This window comes from Myceligenerans indicum (assembly GCF_016742955.1).
Classification (GTDB): domain Bacteria; phylum Actinomycetota; class Actinomycetes; order Actinomycetales; family Cellulomonadaceae; genus Myceligenerans; species Myceligenerans indicum.
This window is the reverse complement of record NZ_JABBYC010000065.1, coordinates 1-17998: the sequence shown is the minus strand read 5'-3', so window position 1 is coordinate 17998 and position 17998 is coordinate 1. Positions and strand designations below refer to the sequence as shown.

The window sequence follows — 17998 nt, the reverse complement described above, 5'->3', positions numbered from 1 at the left end:
AGATGTGTATAAGAGACAGCATAGGGTGAGGGCCTCTCGGGCCTGGGTGGCCGCCTCCGGGCCGCCGCCCGGGCCGCGGTGGGCGATGCGGCCGGAGGTGAGGACGGCGAACTCGGCCGCGTGTTCGACGGCGTAGCCGAGGTGCTGCTCGACGAGCAGCACGGACAGGTCACCCGCGGCCGTGAGGTGCGTGATCGCGTCGTAGATCTCGGAGACGACGTTGGGCTGGATGCCCTCGACCGGCTCGTCCAGGACGAGCAGGCGCGGACCCGTCACCAGTGCCCTCGCGATCGCGAGCTGCTGGCGCTGACCGCCCGACAGCAACCCTGCCTGGCGCCCCAGCAGGTCCCGCAGCGCGGGGAAGAGATCCAGGGCCTCGTCGGTGCGCCGCCGTCCCGCGCGCCCGTACGCGTCCGCGACGACCTGCAGGTTCTCCCGGGCGCTCAGCCCGCCGAAGGACTGCTGGCCCTGCGGCACGTAGGCGATGCCGCGCCGCACCCGCTGGTGAGGTGCCAGGGCGGTCACGTCCGTGCCGCCCAGCCGCACGGATCCGGAGCGGACCGGCAGCAGGCCGAGCACCGCCCGCAGCAGCGTGGTCTTGCCGGCGCCGTTGTGGCCCAGCACCGCGGTGAGCGACCCGTCGGCGACGGCGAGGTCGACGTCGTGCACCACGGTGGTGCGGCCGTAGCCCGTGGTCACGCCGTTCAGTTCCAGCATCACCGGGGTTCTCCTTCCCTCGTGGCGGCGTCGGCCGGTGCCGCGTCGGCCGGTGCCGCGTCCGCCGGTACTGTGCCCGCCGGCACTGTGCCCGCCGGCACGTCGCCCGCCGGTTCGGCGGGGGTGCCGAGGTAGACCTCCACGACCGCCGGGTCGTTCTGGACCTCGGCCACGGTGCCCTCGGCGAGCACCCGTCCCTGGTGCATCACCGTCACGGAGTCGGCGAAGGAGCGCAGGAACTCCATGTCGTGCTCGACGACGACCACCACGCGCTGGGACCCGATGCGACGCAGCAGCTGCCCCGTCTCCTCGCGCTCCGCCTGCGTCATCCCGGCCACCGGCTCGTCGAGCAGCAGCAGATGCGCGTCCTGGACCAGCAACATCCCGATCTCCAGCCACTGCTTCTGGCCGTGGGCGAGCACGCCCGCGGGCAGGTCGCGCTGCGCCGTCAGCCCGACCGTCTCCAGCGCCTGCTCGACGGCCGGGGGCGTCGTCGTCCGCCGCCGCAGGAGCGTCAGCGGACGGCGCCGCGCTCCGGCCGCGATGTCGAGGTTCTGCAGCACGGTCAGTTCCTCGAACACGCTGGCGGTCTGGAAGGTGCGTCCCACCCCGGCGCGGGCGATCCGGTGCGTGGTGCGTCCGAGCAGCTCCGACCCGCCGAAGGCGGCCGAACCGGTCGCCCGGACGAGTCCAGTCACCGCGTCGATGAGCGTGGTCTTGCCGGCACCGTTCGGGCCGATGAGGAAGCGCAGGTCGCCCTGGGTGACGGTGAGGTCGACGTCCCGCACCGCGACGAACCCGTCGAACTCCACGCGCAGGCCACGCACCTCCAGGTAGTCGTGCCGGAAGCGGGTGGTGTCCGTCCCGAGGAGCGCGTCGGCCCCGGCCAGGCCGGGAGGTGTCGCCCGCGGTGCGGGCCCGGCGGCGGGTGTCCCCGGCCGGTCGTCCGGCGTCCCGCGCTTCTCCGGCGCCGCGTGCGGCCGGGCGAGCTCTGCCCGTTGCCCGGTCGATGGTGTGTCCGTCATGCTCGGTTCCCCTCTGCTGCGAGGCCTGTTCCAGGCTCCGTGCCGGTGCCGCCGTCGTCGTGGGCCGGGGCGGAGCGTCGCCGCGGCAGCAGCCCGGTCACCGACGCGAGGCCGCCGGGCAGGAACGCGACGACGAGGATGAACAGCGCCCCCTGGAAGTAGATCCACCCCGACGGGAACTGCTCGGAGATCGAGGTCTGCGCCCAGCTCACGGCGATCGAGCCGAGCACCGGGCCGAGCAGGGTGGCGCGTCCGCCGATCGCCACCCCGATGAGGAAGCCGATGGAGGGGACGACGCCGACGTCGGCGGGCGAGATGATCCCGACGACGGGAACGAACAGGGCTCCTCCGACCGCGGCCATCACCGCGGCCACCACGTAGGCGACGACCTTCACCAGGGCGGGGTCGTAACCGAGGAACCGGACGCGGTCCTCCTGGTCCCGCACGGCCACCAGCAGCTCCCCGAACCGGGAGGCGGTCAGGCCGCGGACCACCGCGATCATGACGAGCAGCACGGCGGCGGCGATGAGGTAGAGCATCTGCTTGTTCGCGGGGTCGGCCAGGTCGTAGCCGAAGAACGCGCGGAAGCCGTTGAGCCCGTTCGTCCCTCCGGTGGTCTGCTGCTGGCCGATGAGCAGGATCGCGAAGGCTGCCGCCAGGGCCTGGGACAGGATGGCGAAGTAGGCGCCCCGGACCCGGCGGGTGAACACGGCCCAGCCCAGGAGGCCGGCGACCACGGCCGGCACGAGCAGGATCAGCCCGATCGCGGCCACGGGGGAGCGCAGCGGCTCCCACCACCCCGGTACCTGTCCCGTCCCGTACAGGAGCATGAAGTCCGGGACTCCGCCCGGACCGGCGTCGGCCAGCTTGAGGTGCATGGCCATCAGGTAGCCGCCCAGGCCGAAGTACACCCCCTGGCCGAGGGTGAGCAGGCCGCCGCGGCCCCACGCCAGCCCGATCCCGACGGCGACCATCGCCAGGCAGAGGAACTTGGCGAGCAGGTCGAGGCGGAAGGGGCTGAGCACTGCCGGAGCGAGCAGCAGGAGTACGGTGGCCAGGCCGAACGCCGCGAGGGTGCGGGTGCGCCCGGGCCGCAGGAGTGCGGTCGGTACGGTCATGCGAGACTCCTCGTCCGGACCGAGACCAGTCCTTGGGGTCGTAGCTGCAGGAAGGCCACGATCGCGACGAACACGAGCACCTTGGCGACCGAGGCCGTGGTGGAGTACTCGAGGAACGCCTGCATCAGGCCGAGGGCGGTCGCAGCGATCACCGTGCCCTTGATCTGCCCGATCCCGCCGGCCACGACCACCAGGAACGCGTCGACGATGTAGTTGGTCCCGAGCGTCGGGCCGATCGAGCCGAGCAGGGTGAGCGCCACCCCGGCGATGCCGGCCAGTCCGGACCCGATGAAGAAGGTGACGCGGTCGGTGGCGCGTGAGGAGATGCCGGACGCCTCGGCCAGGTCCCGGTTCTGCACGACGGCGCGGATGCGCCGCCCCAGCGGCGTGGCCCGCAGGGCCAGCGCCAGGGCGACGACGCACACCGCGGCGAGCGCGAGGATGAACAGCCGGGTCCGGGGCAGGGCGAGCCCGCCGATCTCGACGGCGCCCGACAGCCAGGCGGGTGCCCGGACGTCCACGTTCGGCGCGCCGAACACGTCCCGTGCGACCTGCTGGAGTACGAGCGCGACACCCCAGGTGACCAGGAGCGTGTCCAGCGGCCGCCGGTACATGCGGTGGATGAGTGTCGCCTCCAGGAGCAGGCCCAGGAGGCCGCCGACGACGAACCCGAGCGGGAGGGCGAGGAGCAGGCTCACGCCGGCGTCGCCGACGACGCCCTGCACCACGAACGCCGTGTAGGCGCCCGCCATCATAAACTCCCCGTGCGCCATGTTGATGACGCCCATCTGACCGAAGGTCAGGGAGAGTCCCAGTGCGGCGAGGAGAAGGACGGAGCCGAGGCTCAGTCCGGCGAAGAGCTGGGCGATGATGTCCATGAGAGGGTCCGTTCGTCCGGCGTCAGGTCAGGACAGGCCCTCGGCCCAGTCGTAGCCCTCCAGGTACGGGTCGGGCTCGATCGGCTGCTCGGAGCTCCAGACGGTGTGGATCAGGCCGTCGGCGCCGATCTCACCGACCAGCGACGTCTTGGCGATGTGGTGGTTCTCGCCGTTGACCACGACGTGTCCTTCGGGGGCGTCGTAGGTGACGCCGTCGGCCGCGGCGACGACGTCGTCGACGGCGAACGATCCGGCCTTCTCGACCATGGCGGCCCAGAGGTGGAGCGAGGTGTAGGCGGCCTCCATCGGGTCCGAGGTGGGACGGTCCTGGCCGTAGGCGGCCTTGAACGCCTCGACGAACGCGTCGTTCTCGGGGCTGTCCACGGTCTGGTAGTAGTTCCAGGCGGTGAGCTGGCCCTCGATGTTCTTCACGCCGATGCCGCCCACCTCTTCCTCGGCGATCGACACCGAGACGACCGGCATCTCGTCGGCCGACAGGCCGGCGTTGTTGTACTCCTTGAAGAACGCGACGTTGGAGTCGCCGTTGAGGGTGTTGAAGACGGCGTCGGCGTCGGCGGACCTGACCTTGTTGACGATCGTGGAGAAGTCGGTGTGGCCGAGCGGCGCGTACTCCTCGCCGACGATCTCGATGCCGTGCGCCTGCGCGTAGGCGTTGATGATCTTGTTCGCGGTCCGCGGGAACACGTAGTCCGAGCCGACGAGGAACAGCGAGGTGACGCCCTGCTCGGCCAGGTAGTCGAGCGCGGGCACGATCTGCTGGTTCGTCGTGGCCCCGGTGTAGAAGATGTTCGGCGAGGACTCCAGGCCCTCGTACTGCACGGGGTAGAACAGCAGGGAGTCCTGGGACTCGAACACCGGCAGCATCGCCTTGCGCGAGGCGGACGTCCAGCCACCGAACACGGCGGCGACGCAGTCGCTCGTGATGAGCTTGCCGGCCTTCTCGGCGAAGACGGTGGGCTCGGACTGGCCGTCCTCCGAGACGACGTCGAGCTGCTTGCCCAGGACCCCGCCGTCCGCGTTGATCTCCTCGGCGGCGAGCTGGAGCGAGTCGTGCACCGTCTGCTCGGAGATCGCCATGGTGCCGGACAGGGAGTTGAGGAAGCCGATCTTGACGGTGTCGCCGGACGTGTCGACGCAGCTCTCGGCGGTGGTGGGTGCGGCGCTGCCGCTGTCGACCCGGGCGCCGCAGGCGCTGAGGGCGACGACGCCGAGGGCGGCGAGGGACGCGGTGGCGAGGCGTGTCACGCCGTGACGCGACGTTGACCGAGGACGCATGGGGGTGCTCCGTTCGTGTCGGCCGGCCCGGGCGAGGGCCGGCGATTAGGTTCAAATGAACCTAAGTGGACGGAGGTGTCCGGCCCGTTCGTCCGGGGTAACTTTCGTGTTTCGCCGCGGCCTCCTGTGTTTCACGTCGTCACCGCGTGTGTCGCACCTCACCTGTCCATAGATCAAGATGATGGTTCACAGAGGCTGTGTCGATGTGATGAGATGTGGCGGATCAGTGAGCCCGGCCTCCCAGGCCGGGCGGACGGGGACGGCGATGGAATTCTTGCTGCTGGCAGGCGTGATCGTGCTGACGGCACTGGTGGGCGTGGCGTGGTCGCGGCGTCAGGGAGCGGTGCGCGGACCGCGCACCACGGGCGACGGCGGGCCGGCCGACTGGCTGCCCCAGGGCGTCGGCCTCGGGTCCCGGGCCACGTTCGTGCAGTTCTCGGCAGAGGTCTGCGCCGCCTGCCGGTCGACCGCACGGGTCCTGGGAGCGCAGGCCGCCCGGGACGGCGGCGTCGTCCACCACGAGCTCGACGTCGAGGACGACCTCGCCCTGACGAGCCGCCTGGCCATCCTGCGGACCCCGACCGTTCTGGTCCTGGACTCCGACGGCGTGGAGGTGGCCCGGATGAGCGGAGGCGTGACCCCCGCCCAGGCGCGCGAGGCGCTGGCCCGCGCCTCCCGGCCGGAGGCGGCGACGGCGGCCCCCGTGGCGGCGGGAGCGGCGCGATGACGACACCGCAGGAGGCGAGGAGCGAAGGCCAGATCGACGCACGCGGGCCGCGGCTCGGTGCGGGGATCACCGCGCTGCTGCTGGCCGTGGTGATGCTGCTGGGCGCCGGCACCGCGGGCCTCGTGCTGCTGACCGTGGTCGCGCTCAGCTTCGTGCTCGGCACGGTACGCGGGGCGGAGGGCACCTGGCAGGGATGGATCTACCGCACCTTCGTGCGTCCGCGCCTGGGGCCGCCGACGGAGCTGGAGGACCGGCGCCCGCCGCGGTTCGCGCAGCTCGTCGGGCTCGTCGTGACCGGCGTCGGCGTGGTGCTCGGGCTGTCCGGAGTGCTCGTCGCCGTCCCGGTCGCCGCGGCCGTGGCATTCGTCGCCGCCGGGCTCAACGCCGTGTTCGGGCTGTGCCTGGGCTGCGAGATGTACCTCCTGATGCGCCGCTGGGGAGTGATCCGCGCGGCGTGACCGGGTCGCCGTCGAGTCCGGAGTGCTGTCGAGTCCGGGTCGCCGTCGAGTCCGGAGCGCTTCGCGGAGCCCTTCCCGGGCGGTCGCTGCCGCCGGGGAAGGGCTCCGCGTGTCTCGTCCCGCGTGAGCCCTACGGGGTGACGATGTCGGGCCAGGGGGCCGGCGACATGTCGCTGCCGATGTAGAAGCTCGGGTGCGGAGGCTGGTTGTAGGCCGTGTTCTGCCAGGCGATCGCGACGCGGTACTGCGGGTCGTGCATGAGGGTGGGGATCCGCAGGTCCGTCTCGTACGGGGTGGAGTAGATGCGCAGCGCCGAGCTGTCGCTCGTGCGCCAGACCACCTCCTCGCGCCAGTCGCCGAACAGGTCGGCCGAGAGCGCGGGGGTCGCCTTGGTGCCGTTGTTCGACGCCACCCCCGAACCGGTCAGCAGGCGTTCACCCGGCGAGTAGTCGTCGATGTGCGTGCCGTCCAGCAGCTCGCGCTCGCCGTCCCCGTCCCACCAGGTGACGAAGTTGATCGAGCCGGGCTTGCCGCCGATCGGGTTCCCGGACGCGTCGAGCAGGCCGCTCACGTGGGAGGACCAGAACTCGGCACCCGGGTTGCCGGCGTCGACGTTCGCGGCCACGGCGCGGCCGTTGTCCCCGTCCGGCGGGGTCTGGAAGAGGATCGACCCCGTCCGGCCGTCCACCAGCCGTGAGGCCGGCTGGTCGGAGTGCTCGCCCGGCATGAACACCTCCTGGCCGGGGTTGTCCGGCACGAAGTCGCTCACGTGCAGCGCGTCGCCGTGGTACAGCCGCGTGTTCCACAGCGGCCGGCCGTCCGACCCGATCGCCATCGCGCCGAACACCACGTCCTGGCGTCCGTCGCCGTCGAGGTCGGCGACGGAGAGGCTGTGCGCACCCTGGCCCTCGTACTGGCTGCCCGCGCTGTCGGAGTCGAAGATCCACCGGGTGGACAGGTTCTGCCCGTCGAAGTCGACCGCCCAGATGACCGTGCGGGTGTAGTAGCCGCGGGAGAAGATCATCGACGGCGCCTGCCCGTCGAGGTAGGCGGTGCCGGCCAGGAACCGGTCGACGCGGTTTCCGTAGCTGTCGCCCCAGGCGGCGACGCTGCCGCGCGGGGGCCGGTAGTCGACCGTGTCGATCGCGGCGCCGGTGCGGCCGTCGAAGATCGTCAGGAACTCGGGGCCGTCCAGCACGTAGCCGTTGCCGTTGCGGTGGTCCGCCCCCGCGTTCCCGATCACGGTGCCCTGACCGTCGACCGTGGCGTCCGCGGTCTTCATCGCGACCTCGGCGTCGCCGTCGCCGTCGTAGTCGTACACCTGGAACTGCGTGTAGTGCGCGCCCGACCGGATGTTGCGGCCCAGATCGATGCGCCAGAGGCGGTCACCCTCCAGGGTGTAGGCGTCCAGGATCGTGTTGCCCGTGTAGCCGGACTGGGAGTTGTCCTTCGCGTTGGTGGGATACCACTTGACGACGAACTCGTAGTCGCCGTCGCCGTCCAGGTCGCCGACGCTCGCGTCGTTCGCCTCGTAGGTGAAGCTGCCCGACGGCGTCGAGCCCCCCGGGGGTGCCTGGATCGGGACGTCCCGGTATCCGCTCGAGTTGAACCGGATCTCGGCGTCCGACGACGGTCCCTCCGTCCCGCCGTTCACGGCTGCCACCGAGTACGTCGAGCCGGCCGACCCGCCGTCGTCCCAGTAGTCGGTGGCGCCAGTCAGGGGTGAGGACGTGAGGCGCTGCCCGTCGCGGTAGACGTGGAACGCGGTGCCGGGGGAGTCGGTGCCCAGCAGGCGCCAGCTGACCAGATGGCCCGAACCGGTGGGGATCACGGAGACGCCTCGGGTGAGGTCCTCGGCCTGGTAGCCGCCGCCGGCCGGCGGGTCGGTGGTGCCGCCGTCGTCGACCGGGATCAGGCGCCACTGCTGGTTGGCGGAACCGGTCGGGTCGTACTGGGAGATCCGGTCGCCCGCGGTGGTGGAGTGCTCCCAGACGTCGAGCGCCTTGCCCGAGAAGCGGTTGACGAACGTGTGGTAGCCCTCGGAGTTCTCGGTGACCTGCCACTGCTGGTTGGTGCCGCCCAGGTCGTCGTACTGGGCGATCGTGGCGCCGTTGTCGGCGTTCCACTCCCACACGTCCAGGACCTGGTTCGAGTGGCGCACCTGGATGCGGTAGTAGCCGTTCCCGGCGTCGAGGAAGCGGAACTGCTGGTTGGTCGCGTCGGTGCGGTTCCACTGCACCAGTTCGGCACCCGGCTCCGTGGAGCGTCCGGTGATGTCGAGCACGAGGTTCGAGTGCCGCGACTCGATGACGTACCAGGTGTCCGACTCGACCTGGGCCGAGGCGGCGAACGGTGCGGCGACGAGGAGGGCGGCGGTCGCGGCGGCGGTGGCCGCGAGGGACACGAGGGCTTTCAGACGTCTGCTCAGGGTTGTGGACACGTTTTCACTCCGTCGTGAAGTCGTGGTGCTGGGAAAGCGGTTGCCTGGCTCTGCAACGTTAGAGAGCGGGGAAGTGGGCGTCAATCTGCCCGGCCGGAGTGAAGCGTTTCAGGCGATGCTCGGACGGTTACGCCTGGCTCAGGGCGTACAGGACCGACCTCACCGGAGCGGACTCGGCCGCGGACGCGCGCCACAGCAGGCGCAGCTGCAACGGGGGAGTCGGCGCGTCCACCGCGCGCAGCCGGCCCGACGCCAGATCGGACCGCACCGCGAACTCCGGCAGCACGGCGACGCCCCGGCCCGTCGCCACCCACTCGCGGACCTGGGCGAGTCCGCCGGCCGCGGCGATCCTCACCGTGTCGCCCAGCCAGCGTCGCGAGGCCATCCAGAACGAGCACCGCGGTTCGCGGCCGACCAGCGTGGCCCCCTGGCGGATCTCGGACGGCGACACGGGCCGGCCGGTCAGCGGGGAGTCCGGCGCCGCGACGGTCACCATCTCGACCTCCCGCAGATCCAGGAACTCCAGCCCCTGGTCCGACGCGCGATACCCGAGATCGCCGAGGCCGGGCCCCGCGTCGAGAAGCACGGCCGCCTGCACCTCCTCGCGCCGCAGCGCCGCGAGCAGCAGGTCGCGGTCGCCCTCGGGGCGGACCTGGACGACGAGGCCGGGCAGGCGCGCCGAGAGGTCGGCCAGCACGCCCGGAAGGACCGTGTCCGCGATCGACGCCTGCGCCCCGACGGTCACGGTCCGGGCTGCGGTCACGAGCGCACCCGCGGCCCGGTCCAGCTCCGCCAGGGCGTTCTCCACCGCGGCCAGGTAGGTGGTCCCGGCCGGCGTCGGACGCATGCCCGTGACCGCACGCGTGAACAGGGGCGCGCCCAGCTCCGACTCGACGCGCCGGATCCGGTCGGAGACCGACGACGGTGCGAGGCCGTCGGCGGCCGCAGTCCTGTTCACCGTGCCGTGGCGGGCCAGGCTGACTGCCGTACGCAGGTGCTCCAGGTTCACGCGGCCAGCCTACGGGGGTGTTCGGCAAACCCGAACGGGGCTTCGTCCGGGCCGGTCGAGCACGCACCCCGCACGTCGGAGGCTGTGCGGCGACAGCCCCTCGGGGACTCCACGACCTGACAGGAAGGGCGTGCTCGTGCACCGCTCCACCCTCCGCCCCGCAGCGCGCACCGGACCCGCCCTGGCCGGGATCTCGCTCGCCTACTTCATGGTCCTGCTGGACACCACCGTGCTGGCCGTCGCCGCACCCGACCTCATGGCGGACCTGCACACCGACGTGGTCGGCGTCGGCTGGGCCACGACGTCGTACACGATGTTCCTCGCGGCCGCCCTCGTGCTGGCCGGCGCCCTCACCGACCGTCTGGGCCCGGCCCGCGTGTTCCTGGGCGGTGTCACCGGGTTCGGTGTCGTCTCGCTCGCCTGTGCGGCGGCTCCGGGGCTGCCCGCCCTCCTCGCGGCCCGCGCCGCGCTCGGGCTCCTTGCCGCGGCGATCATCCCGAGCTCGATGTCGCTCCTCGTCCGCCTCTACCCGGACCCTGCGCGACGCACCCGCGCCATCAGCATCTGGGCGGCGGTCAGCGGTGCCGCCATGGCCGCCGGACCCGTCATCGGTGGCCTGCTGATCGAGCCGTTCGGATGGCGTGCGGTCTTCGTCGTCAACGCCCCGCCGGCCGCCGTCGTCGTCCTCCTGTGCGTGCGGAGGCTGCCGGTCGCGGCGACGCCGCGTCCCGTCTCGTTCGTGCCGCACCTTCTGCTGGTCGCCGCGCTGGCCGCCGGGACGCTGGCCCTGAGCGCGGCGGGCCGGATGCACGGGGTGGTGGCCGGTGCCGGTGCCGGAGCGGCGCTGCTGCTCGGCGTCCTGACGCTGGTGGCGGACCGGAGATCGGCCGCACCGATCGTCCCCGCCGCGCTGCGCCGCAACGCGCCGGCCCGGGCCGCGTTCGCCTGGGGCGCGGTGGTGAACCATGCGCTCGCCACCGTGCTGTTCGTCGTGCCGCTCACCCTGCACCAGGACGCGCCGGCCGTCGGGATCTCCCTGCTGCCCATGACCGTGCTGGTGGCACTCAACCCGCTGGCCACCGGGCGGATCGTCGCCAGGTTCGGCCCGCTCGTGCCGATCCGCCGGGGGCTTCTCGCCTTCGCCGCCGGCTTGCTGGTCACGGCGGCGGCGCTGGCCGGCGTGGCGCAGCCGGTGCTCCTGCCGCTCGGCCTGCTGTGCTGCGGACTCGGGGTGTCCTGGACGCTGCCACCCCTGGTCGGGTACGCCGTCAGCCAGGTGGACGGCACGGTGGCCGGAGCGGCCGGCGGGATCCTCAACGCGGCGCGGCAGGCGGGGGCGACGTGCGGTGTGGCCGTCGCCGGTGCGGTCCTGGCCCTGGAGCCCGACGGCGGCCGCTGGAGCAGCATCCCCCTGCTCGGCTCCGCCGGGCTGTGCCTCGTGGGTCTCGTCATCGCCCGTCGGCAGCGGCACCCCGGCGTCTGATGCCGGGTCCGGGGCCGTGGAGGCATCGCCCGAGCGGCCGGCCGCCACGGGCGCCGCCCGCACACGGATCAGCCGGCCGTACCGTCCACGTAGTACCAGCGCCTGCCAGCCCTCTCGAACCGGCTCACCTCGTGCAGGCGCCCGCGCTCGGCGGTCGTGCGGAAGTGGGCGACGAACTCGACCACGCCCGTGTCGTCGAAGGGGCCGCCGGCCTCGGTGCGCACGATGTCCAGGCGCTGCCAGCGCACGTCGTCGTCCAGGTCCAGCCGGTCCGGACGGGACGACGGCGACCAGGTGTCCAGCAGGTATCCGGCGTCACCGACGGCGAAGGCCGCGTACCGCGACCGCATCAGGGCCTCCGCCGTGGGCGCCGCGCGTCCCGTGCCGAGGTGGTAGCGGCCGCAGCAGGCTCCGTAGGTCTCTCCGGACAGGCAGGGGCAGCGTGCGGTGTCGTCCATGGGAACCATCTTCACCCGGAGGGATGCCCCCGGGAAGTTCCGGCAGTCCGGCGCCCTGGTGCGTGACCAGGTCAGATGCCGGATGTATCTCGACAGGCAGCGATATGTCCGGCAGAGTTCGAGCGAGGCCACCGGGCGCGCGACCGCGTGCCCACGGGGCCGCACGACCTGCCACGCCGAATGCACGAGAAGGGCCATCGTGAGCCGCACCACCACCACCCGAGCCTCCCGGGTGCTCAACACCGTCTTCGCCCCCGCCATCCGGGGCCGCGACGATCCCGCGGGCGCCTGGGCGAAGGCCGTCGCCCAGGCCGACGAGGAGCTCGGGGTGCAGGACCCCGAGCTGGCCGACAGCATCGGCCGCGTGTTCGCAAGCATCGTCGAGGAGCCCCGGCTGACGCCCCTGGGCTGGTTCTTCGCGCTCAGCGTGGTCAGGGACCGGTACGCCAACCGGCTGCGCATCAAGAAGGTGCTGGCCGAGCACCCGGAGGCCGCCGCCGAGCAGATCAAGAACCCCGTGTTCGTTCTCGGGCTGCCGCGCACGGCGACCACCCTGACCCACAAGGTGCTCGCCGCCTCGCCCGAGCACCGCGGGCCGCGCGCGTGGGAGATGACCTTCACGGGGCTCGAGGACCCGGAGGTCGCCCGGCGGGAGTCCAAGCGCTTCGACCAGAACATCAAGATCGTCACCCGGCTGTTCGCGCCGGGGCTGAAGCACATCCACCCGATCCGTGCCGAGGATCCGGAGGAGTCGCTGGTGCTCATGCCGCACGGGACGTTCTGGCCGCTGTTCCACGGCAGCATGCACTCCTACCGTGACTGGTACGCGAACCGCAGCGAGGCGGAGCTGGCCGGGGACTACGAGTGCCTCAAGCAGGGCCTGCAGGTGCTGCAGCACGGCCGGGAGCCCAAGCGGTGGATCCTGAAGTACCCGGCGCACCTGAACGACATGCCGGTGATCAAGAAGGTGTTCCCGGACGCCACGTTCGTGTGGACGCACCGTGACCCGGCCACCGTCGTCGGCTCGGCCTGCAGCCTCGTGGAGACGCTGTGGGCGCCCTACCAGCGGGAGCCGGACCCCAGGGAGGTCGGGCGGCTCATCATGGAGTCCATGGTCACGTGGGTGGACAACGCGCTGGAGGCGCGGCTCAGCCTGCCGCCGTCGTCCATCGTGGACGTGCCCTACCACGCGCTGAGCCACGACCCCCACACCGAGGTCCCGCGCCTCTACTCGGCCATCGGGGCGACGTGGACCGAGAGCGACGCCGCGCAGCTCGACCAGGTGCTCGCCCGGCCGGCGGGTACGCGCCAGCACAAGTACCACATGGCGCGGTACGGGCTCCAGCAGGCCCAGGTCGAGGAGGCGTTCGCTCCCTACCTGCGGCTGTTGAAGGGCTTCGACAGCCTGGACGCCCAGCCGACGGCGGACCTGTAAGGCTCTGACCTGGCAGGATGCTGGAACCTGGCTCGACACATGCCGAGATGTCCGGCAGAGTTCGAGCCAGAACCACCCCGCACAGCCCCCCGTACGCGACCCAGACGGGACATGATGAACAGCTCGACCCTGACCGACGGCGTCGCCGGTACCGGCGGCGCCGTCGGCGACGGATCCTCCGGACGGCCCCTGAAGCTCGACGACCCGCCCACCGTCCCCACGGTCGGTGAGCTGACCGCCGCGCACGACGTCAGCGCCGTCCACGCCCGACTCCGCGAGGAATGGGGCGAGATGGCCCCTGTCGAGATCGAGCCGGGCTTCCGCGCCTGGCTCGTGACGGGATACCGGACCATTGTCGCGATGGCCCGCGGCCAGCTCCCGCTCACGGCCGCGACCGGCACCTGGAGCGGACACGGGCGCGAGCTGCCCACCACGGACTCGCCACTGCTGCGGCCGCTGGCGGCGGCGGAGCGACCCGTGGTGGAGCGGGTCGACGGCAGCACGCACGACCGGCTCCGTGCCCCGCTCGACGAGGTGCTCGGGGTCGTCGACGAGGGCGAGGCGGCCCGGACCACGCGCGCCCGCTGCGAGGAACTCATCGACGGGTTCGCCGGGACCGGGGTGGCCGACCTGATGCGCGAGTACATCGCGCCGATGCCGCAGCTCACGCTCGGCACGTTCCTCGGGTTCGACGCGGGCACGGCGCGGCAGGTGTTCGAGGCCGCCGTCGGCTCCACGACGGGTGGGAACGCCGCGGCGGCGATGCATCAGGTCAGCTTCGTGCTCAACGGCCCGGCGGCCCGCCGGCCGGACGGCGAGCCCACCCCGGCGGGGCTGCTCGCGCGCCACCCCTCCTACGAGAGCACCGCGGAGGTGGCGCTGGGCCTCCTGTCGCTGGCGGACATCGCCTCCCGCGGGGTGCAGGCCTGGCTGGCCCAGACCCTCTACCTCTCGCTCACCGACGACAGGTTCGCCCAGCGGCTCGCGGGCGGACGCCTCGGGATCGACGAGGCGCTCGACGAGGTGCTGTGGGCCGCCTCGCCGGTGAGCGCGCTGGCGCCGCGCGTCGCGATGGAGGACTTCCTGCACGAGAACAGGCTCGTGCAGGAAGGGGACGCGCTGCTGCTCGCGGTGGGCGCGGTCGGCTCGGACCCGACGATCCGCGGCGAGGGCGCGTGGGACGGTTCCGGCAGCCGCTCCCACCTGACGTTCGGCGTCGGCGCGCACGCGTGCCCGGCGCCCCACCTCGCCCGCCTCATCGTCCGCACGGCGGCCGAGACCCTGCACCACCGCCTCGCGCCGAAGCTCGCGCTGCGCACCGACGAGCTCCGGTGGGTGCCGGACCTCCAGTTCCGGCTGCTCGAGACGCTCCCGGTCGTCTTCAACCCCGAACAGGCCGCACCGGAGTCCTGATCCCGGGGCAGGGAGCCCTGGCCCGGGGCCACGGCGTTCCCGGGGACACGAGTCCTGATCCCGGGACACCGAGCCCCGGAGGTGTGACACCGCGCGCCTCCGTTGGTCCGCCCGGAGGTTCTTGGCCGGCGCATAGGTTCGCCGCAGGAGCCTTGGAGGCGGGAGCCGTTCCCTCGTGGCATGGCTTCTCCACCCGACACAGATCCGGATCCGGTCCCGGAGGGGACCGGGCTCCAGGACGCCGCGCCCGTCCTCGACATCGTCATCCCCGTCCACAACGAGGAACACGCACTCGCCTCCTCGGTCCGTGCCGTGCATGCCCACCTGACCACCCGCTTCCCCTACAGCGCACGCATCACGGTCGCCGACAACGCCTCCACCGACGCGACGCTCGCCGTCGCCCACGGCCTGGCCGCCGAGCTGGACGGCGTCGAGGTGCTGCACCTCGACGCCAAGGGCCGGGGCCGGGCCCTGCACACCGCCTGGCTGCGCTCCGACGCGCAGGTGCTCGCCTACATGGACGTCGACCTCTCGACGGACCTCGCCGCCCTCCTGCCGCTCGTCGCCCCGCTCGTCACCGGCCACTCGCACCTGGCTATCGGGACCCGGCTCGCCCGCGGTTCGCGCACCGTGCGTGGCCCCAAGCGCGAGATCATCTCCCGCTGCTACAACCTGCTGCTGCGCGGAACCCTGGCCGCCCGCTTCACCGACGCGCAGTGCGGCTTCAAGGCCATCCGGTCCGACGCCGCCCACGAGCTGCTTCCCCTGGTCGCCGACACCCAGTGGTTCTTCGACACCGAGCTGCTCGTGCTCGCCGAGCGAGCCGGACTGCGCATCCACGAGGTGCCCGTCGACTGGGTCGACGACCCCGACAGCCGCGTCGACATCGTCACCACCGCGCTGGAGGACGTGCGCGGCATCGCGCGGATCGGGAAGGACCTCCTCACCGGCCGTCTGCCGCTCGCGCAGGTGCGGGCGCACCTGCCGGGCGCCGCCCGGGGGCCGTGGGCCGACGTCGGCCGGAGTCGCCCCGAGCCGGAGTCGCGCCGGTCGCTGCTGCTGCACCACCTGGTGCGGTTCGCGCTGGTCGGCGCGGCCAGCACGCTCGCCTACATGCTGCTGTACCTCCTGCTGAACCCGGTCCTCGGCGCGCAGCTCTCGAACCTCGCGGCACTCGTGCTCACGGCCATCGCCAACACCGCCGCCAACCGCCGCCTGACCTTCGGCATCCGCGGCCCGCACCGCCTGGCCACGCAGCACGGGCAGGGGCTGATCGTCTTCGGGATGGCCTGGACGCTGACGTCCGGCTCGCTGGCGCTGCTGCACGCCCTCGCCCCCGGCGCGGGACCCGGAACCGAACTCCTCGTGCTCGTGGTGGCGAACCTCGCCGCAACCCTCCTGCGGTTCGTGCTGCTCCGCAGGTGGGTCTTCGGACCCCGCCGGGAAGCCCTCCCCGATCCCACGCCGGCCGACGTCGCCGGTCCCCGTCCCGCCGCGACCCCGGCGTCGCGCATCACCACCTCCGAGAGGAGCCCGGTATGACCGCCGAACCAGCACACCCCGGATCCGCCGCGCCGGACCGCACCGACGTCGTCCCGCGGCAGGCCCCGGCCGCCGCCCCGACCTCCGCCGCCGTCCCGACCTCCGCCGCCGTCCCGCTGCAGGCCCCGGCCGCGCACTCCGACGGGCAACAGCCACAGGCCGGGCCCGGCCGCGCCGCCGAACCCGACCCGACCCCCACACCGCGCGCACGATGGGAGCGGCCCGCGCTCATCGCCCTGCTGGCGGTCACCGCAGCCCTGTACCTGTGGGGGCTGGACGCCTCCGGATGGGGCAACGCGTTCTACTCCGCCGCCGCGCAGGCCGGCTCCGAGTCATGGACGGCGTTCCTCTACGGGGCGTCCGACGCCGCCGGGTCCATCACCGTGGACAAGCCCCCGGCCTCGATCTGGGTGATGGCCCTGTCGGTGCGGCTGTTCGGCCTGTCGTCCTGGTCGATCCTGGTGCCACAGGCCCTCATGGGCGTCGCGAGCGTCGGCGCCCTGTACGCGACGGTACGACGACGGTTCCCCGCGGGCGCCGCCCTGCTCGCCGGAACCGTCCTGGCACTGACACCCGTCGCCGCGCTGATGTTCCGGTTCAACAACCCCGACGCGCTCCTCGTGCTGCTCGTCGTCCTCGCCGTGGCAGCCGTCCTGCGAGCCGTCGAGGGGCGACACGCCACCCGGTGGATGGTGCTCGCCGGAGCGCTCGTCGGGCTCGCCTTCCTCACCAAGCAGCTGCAGGCGTTCCTCATCCTGCCGAGCCTCGCGGGCGTGTACCTGTGGGCTGGGCCGGGCGGCATCGGGAAACGGATCCGCGACAGCCTCGCCGGACTCGCCGCGATGGTGGTGGCCGCCGGCTGGTGGGTGGCGCTCGTGGAACTCGTGCCCGAGTCGATGCGCCCCTACATCGGCGGCTCGCAGAACAACTCCTTCCTGGAACTGACCTTCGGGTACAACGGCATCGGACGGCTCACCGGCAACGAGCGCGGCTCCGTCGGCGGGGCGGGAGGGGGCCCCGGCGGTGGCACGGGCACCAGCATGTGGGGCGAGACCGGCCTCGGCCGGCTCTTCGACGCCGAGATCGGCGGCCAGGTCACCTGGCTGATCCCCGCCGCTGTCCTGCTCGCCTGCGCGGCCCTGTGGGCGTGGCGCCGCGCGCCACGCACCGACGCGCGCCGCGCCTCGCTGGTCATGTGGCTGTCCCTGCTGGTGATCACCATGCTGACGTTCTCCTACATGGCCGGGATCTTCCACGCCTACTACGTCGTCGCCCTCGCGCCCTACGTCGCCGCTCTCATCGGAATCGGCGGATGGGCCGTCTGGCACGAGCGACACTCGGCATGGGCGCCATGGGTGCTCGCCGCGGCGACCGGCGCGACCACCGTCTGGGCGGTCGTCCTGCTGGGCCGCACCCCCGACTGGCTCCCCGCGCTGCGCTGGATCATCGCCGTCGCGGGAGCCGCAGCGGCCCTGGCGTTCGTCACGACGGCGCTGCGGCCCGGCACGCGCAACCTGGTGCTGATGCGATCCGGGATGGCGCTCGCGGTGACCGCGGGCCTGGCCGGCCCGGCCGCGTACACGGTGCAGACCGTGACCACCGCGCACACCGGGTCGATCGTCACGGCCGGACCCTCGACGGGGTCCGGGCCCGGCGGCGGCGGACCGCGCGGTGGCGGGGCGCCCGGTGGAGGGGCACCCGGAGGAACCGCCGGGGGGCCGGGCGGTGGACAGGCCGGTACGGGCGGTCAGGCCGGGCCCGGCGGCCAGGCGGGCGGTGGACAGGCTGGCGGTGGCCAGGCAGGCGCCGGTGGCCAGGCCGGCGCCGGCGGGCTCCCAGGCGGGGCGCAGCCGCCGGGCAATGGCCAGGCGGGCGGTCCTGGCGGCACCGGTCCTGGCGGCACCGGTTCGAACGGCACCGGTTCGAACGGCACTGCCGGCACCGGTCCCGGTGGGGCGACGGCCGGGACGCGGCAGGGCCCTGTCTCTTATACACATCT

At 72.7% G+C, this 17998-nt stretch carries 15 protein-coding genes; 7 read left to right on the top strand and 8 right to left on the bottom strand.

Features of this window, described 5'->3' with window-relative positions; genetic code table 11:
* The 5 genes from HGK34_RS20315 to urtA all read right to left on the bottom strand — a co-directional run.
* Positions 1 to 717: ATP-binding cassette domain-containing protein (locus tag HGK34_RS20315; protein ID WP_201850876.1), on the bottom strand; the 717-nt coding region annotated here is incomplete at its 3' end.
* On the bottom strand, positions 717 to 1742 hold the full coding sequence (urtD, locus tag HGK34_RS20310; protein ID WP_244666995.1) for an urea ABC transporter ATP-binding protein UrtD: 1026 nt from the start codon (positions 1740 to 1742) through the stop codon (positions 717 to 719). The genes urtD and HGK34_RS20315, both read right to left, overlap by 1 nt.
* Positions 1739 to 2860: an urea ABC transporter permease subunit UrtC gene (urtC, locus tag HGK34_RS20305; RefSeq protein WP_201850871.1), complete on the bottom strand. Its 1122-nt coding sequence runs from the start codon at positions 2858 to 2860 to the stop codon at positions 1739 to 1741. Before urtC ends, urtD begins: the two co-directional genes overlap by 4 nt.
* Positions 2857 to 3738 (bottom strand): urea ABC transporter permease subunit UrtB, encoded by an 882-nt coding sequence (gene urtB / locus HGK34_RS20300; RefSeq protein ID WP_201850869.1) that lies wholly within the window; start codon positions 3736 to 3738, stop codon positions 2857 to 2859. Before urtB ends, urtC begins: the two co-directional genes overlap by 4 nt.
* 27 nt (positions 3739 to 3765) lie before the next feature.
* Complete coding sequence (gene urtA, locus HGK34_RS20295) at positions 3766 to 5004, bottom strand: urea ABC transporter substrate-binding protein (protein ID WP_307816139.1); 1239 nt, start codon at positions 5002 to 5004, stop codon at positions 3766 to 3768.
* Positions 5005 to 5299: 295 nt separating this feature from the next.
* Here urtA and HGK34_RS20290 point away from each other — a divergent pair, with 295 nt between their 5' ends.
* Together HGK34_RS20290 and HGK34_RS20285 are read left to right on the top strand one after the other, a co-directional pair.
* Positions 5300 to 5761 carry a thioredoxin family protein gene (locus tag HGK34_RS20290; protein ID WP_201850865.1) on the top strand — a complete coding sequence of 154 codons (462 nt, stop codon included), beginning with the start codon at positions 5300 to 5302 and terminating at the stop codon, positions 5759 to 5761.
* Positions 5758 to 6219 carry a DUF4395 domain-containing protein gene (locus HGK34_RS20285; RefSeq protein ID WP_201850863.1) on the top strand — a complete coding sequence of 154 codons (462 nt, stop codon included), beginning with the start codon at positions 5758 to 5760 and terminating at the stop codon, positions 6217 to 6219. The genes HGK34_RS20290 and HGK34_RS20285 overlap by 4 nt, the downstream gene beginning before the upstream one ends.
* Before the next feature lie 130 nt (positions 6220 to 6349).
* On the opposite strand, the gene HGK34_RS20280 is transcribed toward HGK34_RS20285, so the two are convergent.
* Both HGK34_RS20280 and HGK34_RS20275 read right to left on the bottom strand, forming a co-directional pair.
* Positions 6350 to 8659, bottom strand: coding sequence for a rhamnogalacturonan lyase family protein (locus HGK34_RS20280; RefSeq protein WP_201850857.1), 2310 nt, complete (start codon positions 8657 to 8659; stop codon positions 6350 to 6352).
* 127 nt (positions 8660 to 8786) lie between these two features.
* Positions 8787 to 9668 carry a LysR family transcriptional regulator gene (locus HGK34_RS20275; protein WP_201850855.1) on the bottom strand — a complete coding sequence of 294 codons (882 nt, stop codon included), beginning with the start codon at positions 9666 to 9668 and terminating at the stop codon, positions 8787 to 8789.
* A 130-nt stretch (positions 9669 to 9798) separates the two neighbouring features.
* Here HGK34_RS20275 and HGK34_RS20270 point away from each other — a divergent pair, with 130 nt between their 5' ends.
* A complete protein-coding gene (locus HGK34_RS20270) occupies positions 9799 to 11151 on the top strand; it encodes an MFS transporter (protein WP_201850853.1) in 1353 nt (450 codons plus the stop codon).
* A gap of 68 nt (positions 11152 to 11219) precedes the next feature.
* Here the strand turns inward: HGK34_RS20270 and HGK34_RS20265 are convergent, their stop codons facing one another.
* The gene (locus HGK34_RS20265; protein ID WP_201850851.1) at positions 11220 to 11609 is read right to left on the bottom strand and encodes a YchJ family protein; all 390 of its coding nucleotides are present in this window, start codon (positions 11607 to 11609) and stop codon (positions 11220 to 11222) included.
* Between the two features lie 199 nt (positions 11610 to 11808).
* Between HGK34_RS20265 and HGK34_RS20260 the strand changes: the two genes are divergently transcribed.
* The 4 genes from HGK34_RS20260 to HGK34_RS20245 all read left to right on the top strand — a co-directional run.
* Entirely contained in the window at positions 11809 to 13044 is a 1236-nt protein-coding gene (locus tag HGK34_RS20260; RefSeq protein ID WP_307816137.1) for a sulfotransferase family protein, read from the top strand.
* A gap of 114 nt (positions 13045 to 13158) precedes the next feature.
* Entirely contained in the window at positions 13159 to 14457 is a 1299-nt protein-coding gene (locus HGK34_RS20255) for a cytochrome P450 family protein (RefSeq protein ID WP_201850849.1), read from the top strand.
* A 180-nt stretch (positions 14458 to 14637) separates the two neighbouring features.
* Positions 14638 to 15999 (top strand): bifunctional glycosyltransferase family 2/GtrA family protein, encoded by a 1362-nt coding sequence (locus HGK34_RS20250; protein ID WP_201850847.1) that lies wholly within the window; start codon positions 14638 to 14640, stop codon positions 15997 to 15999.
* On the top strand, positions 15996 to 17998 hold a 2003-nt coding region (locus tag HGK34_RS20245; RefSeq protein WP_201850845.1), incomplete at its 3' end, for an ArnT family glycosyltransferase. The genes HGK34_RS20250 and HGK34_RS20245, both read left to right, overlap by 4 nt.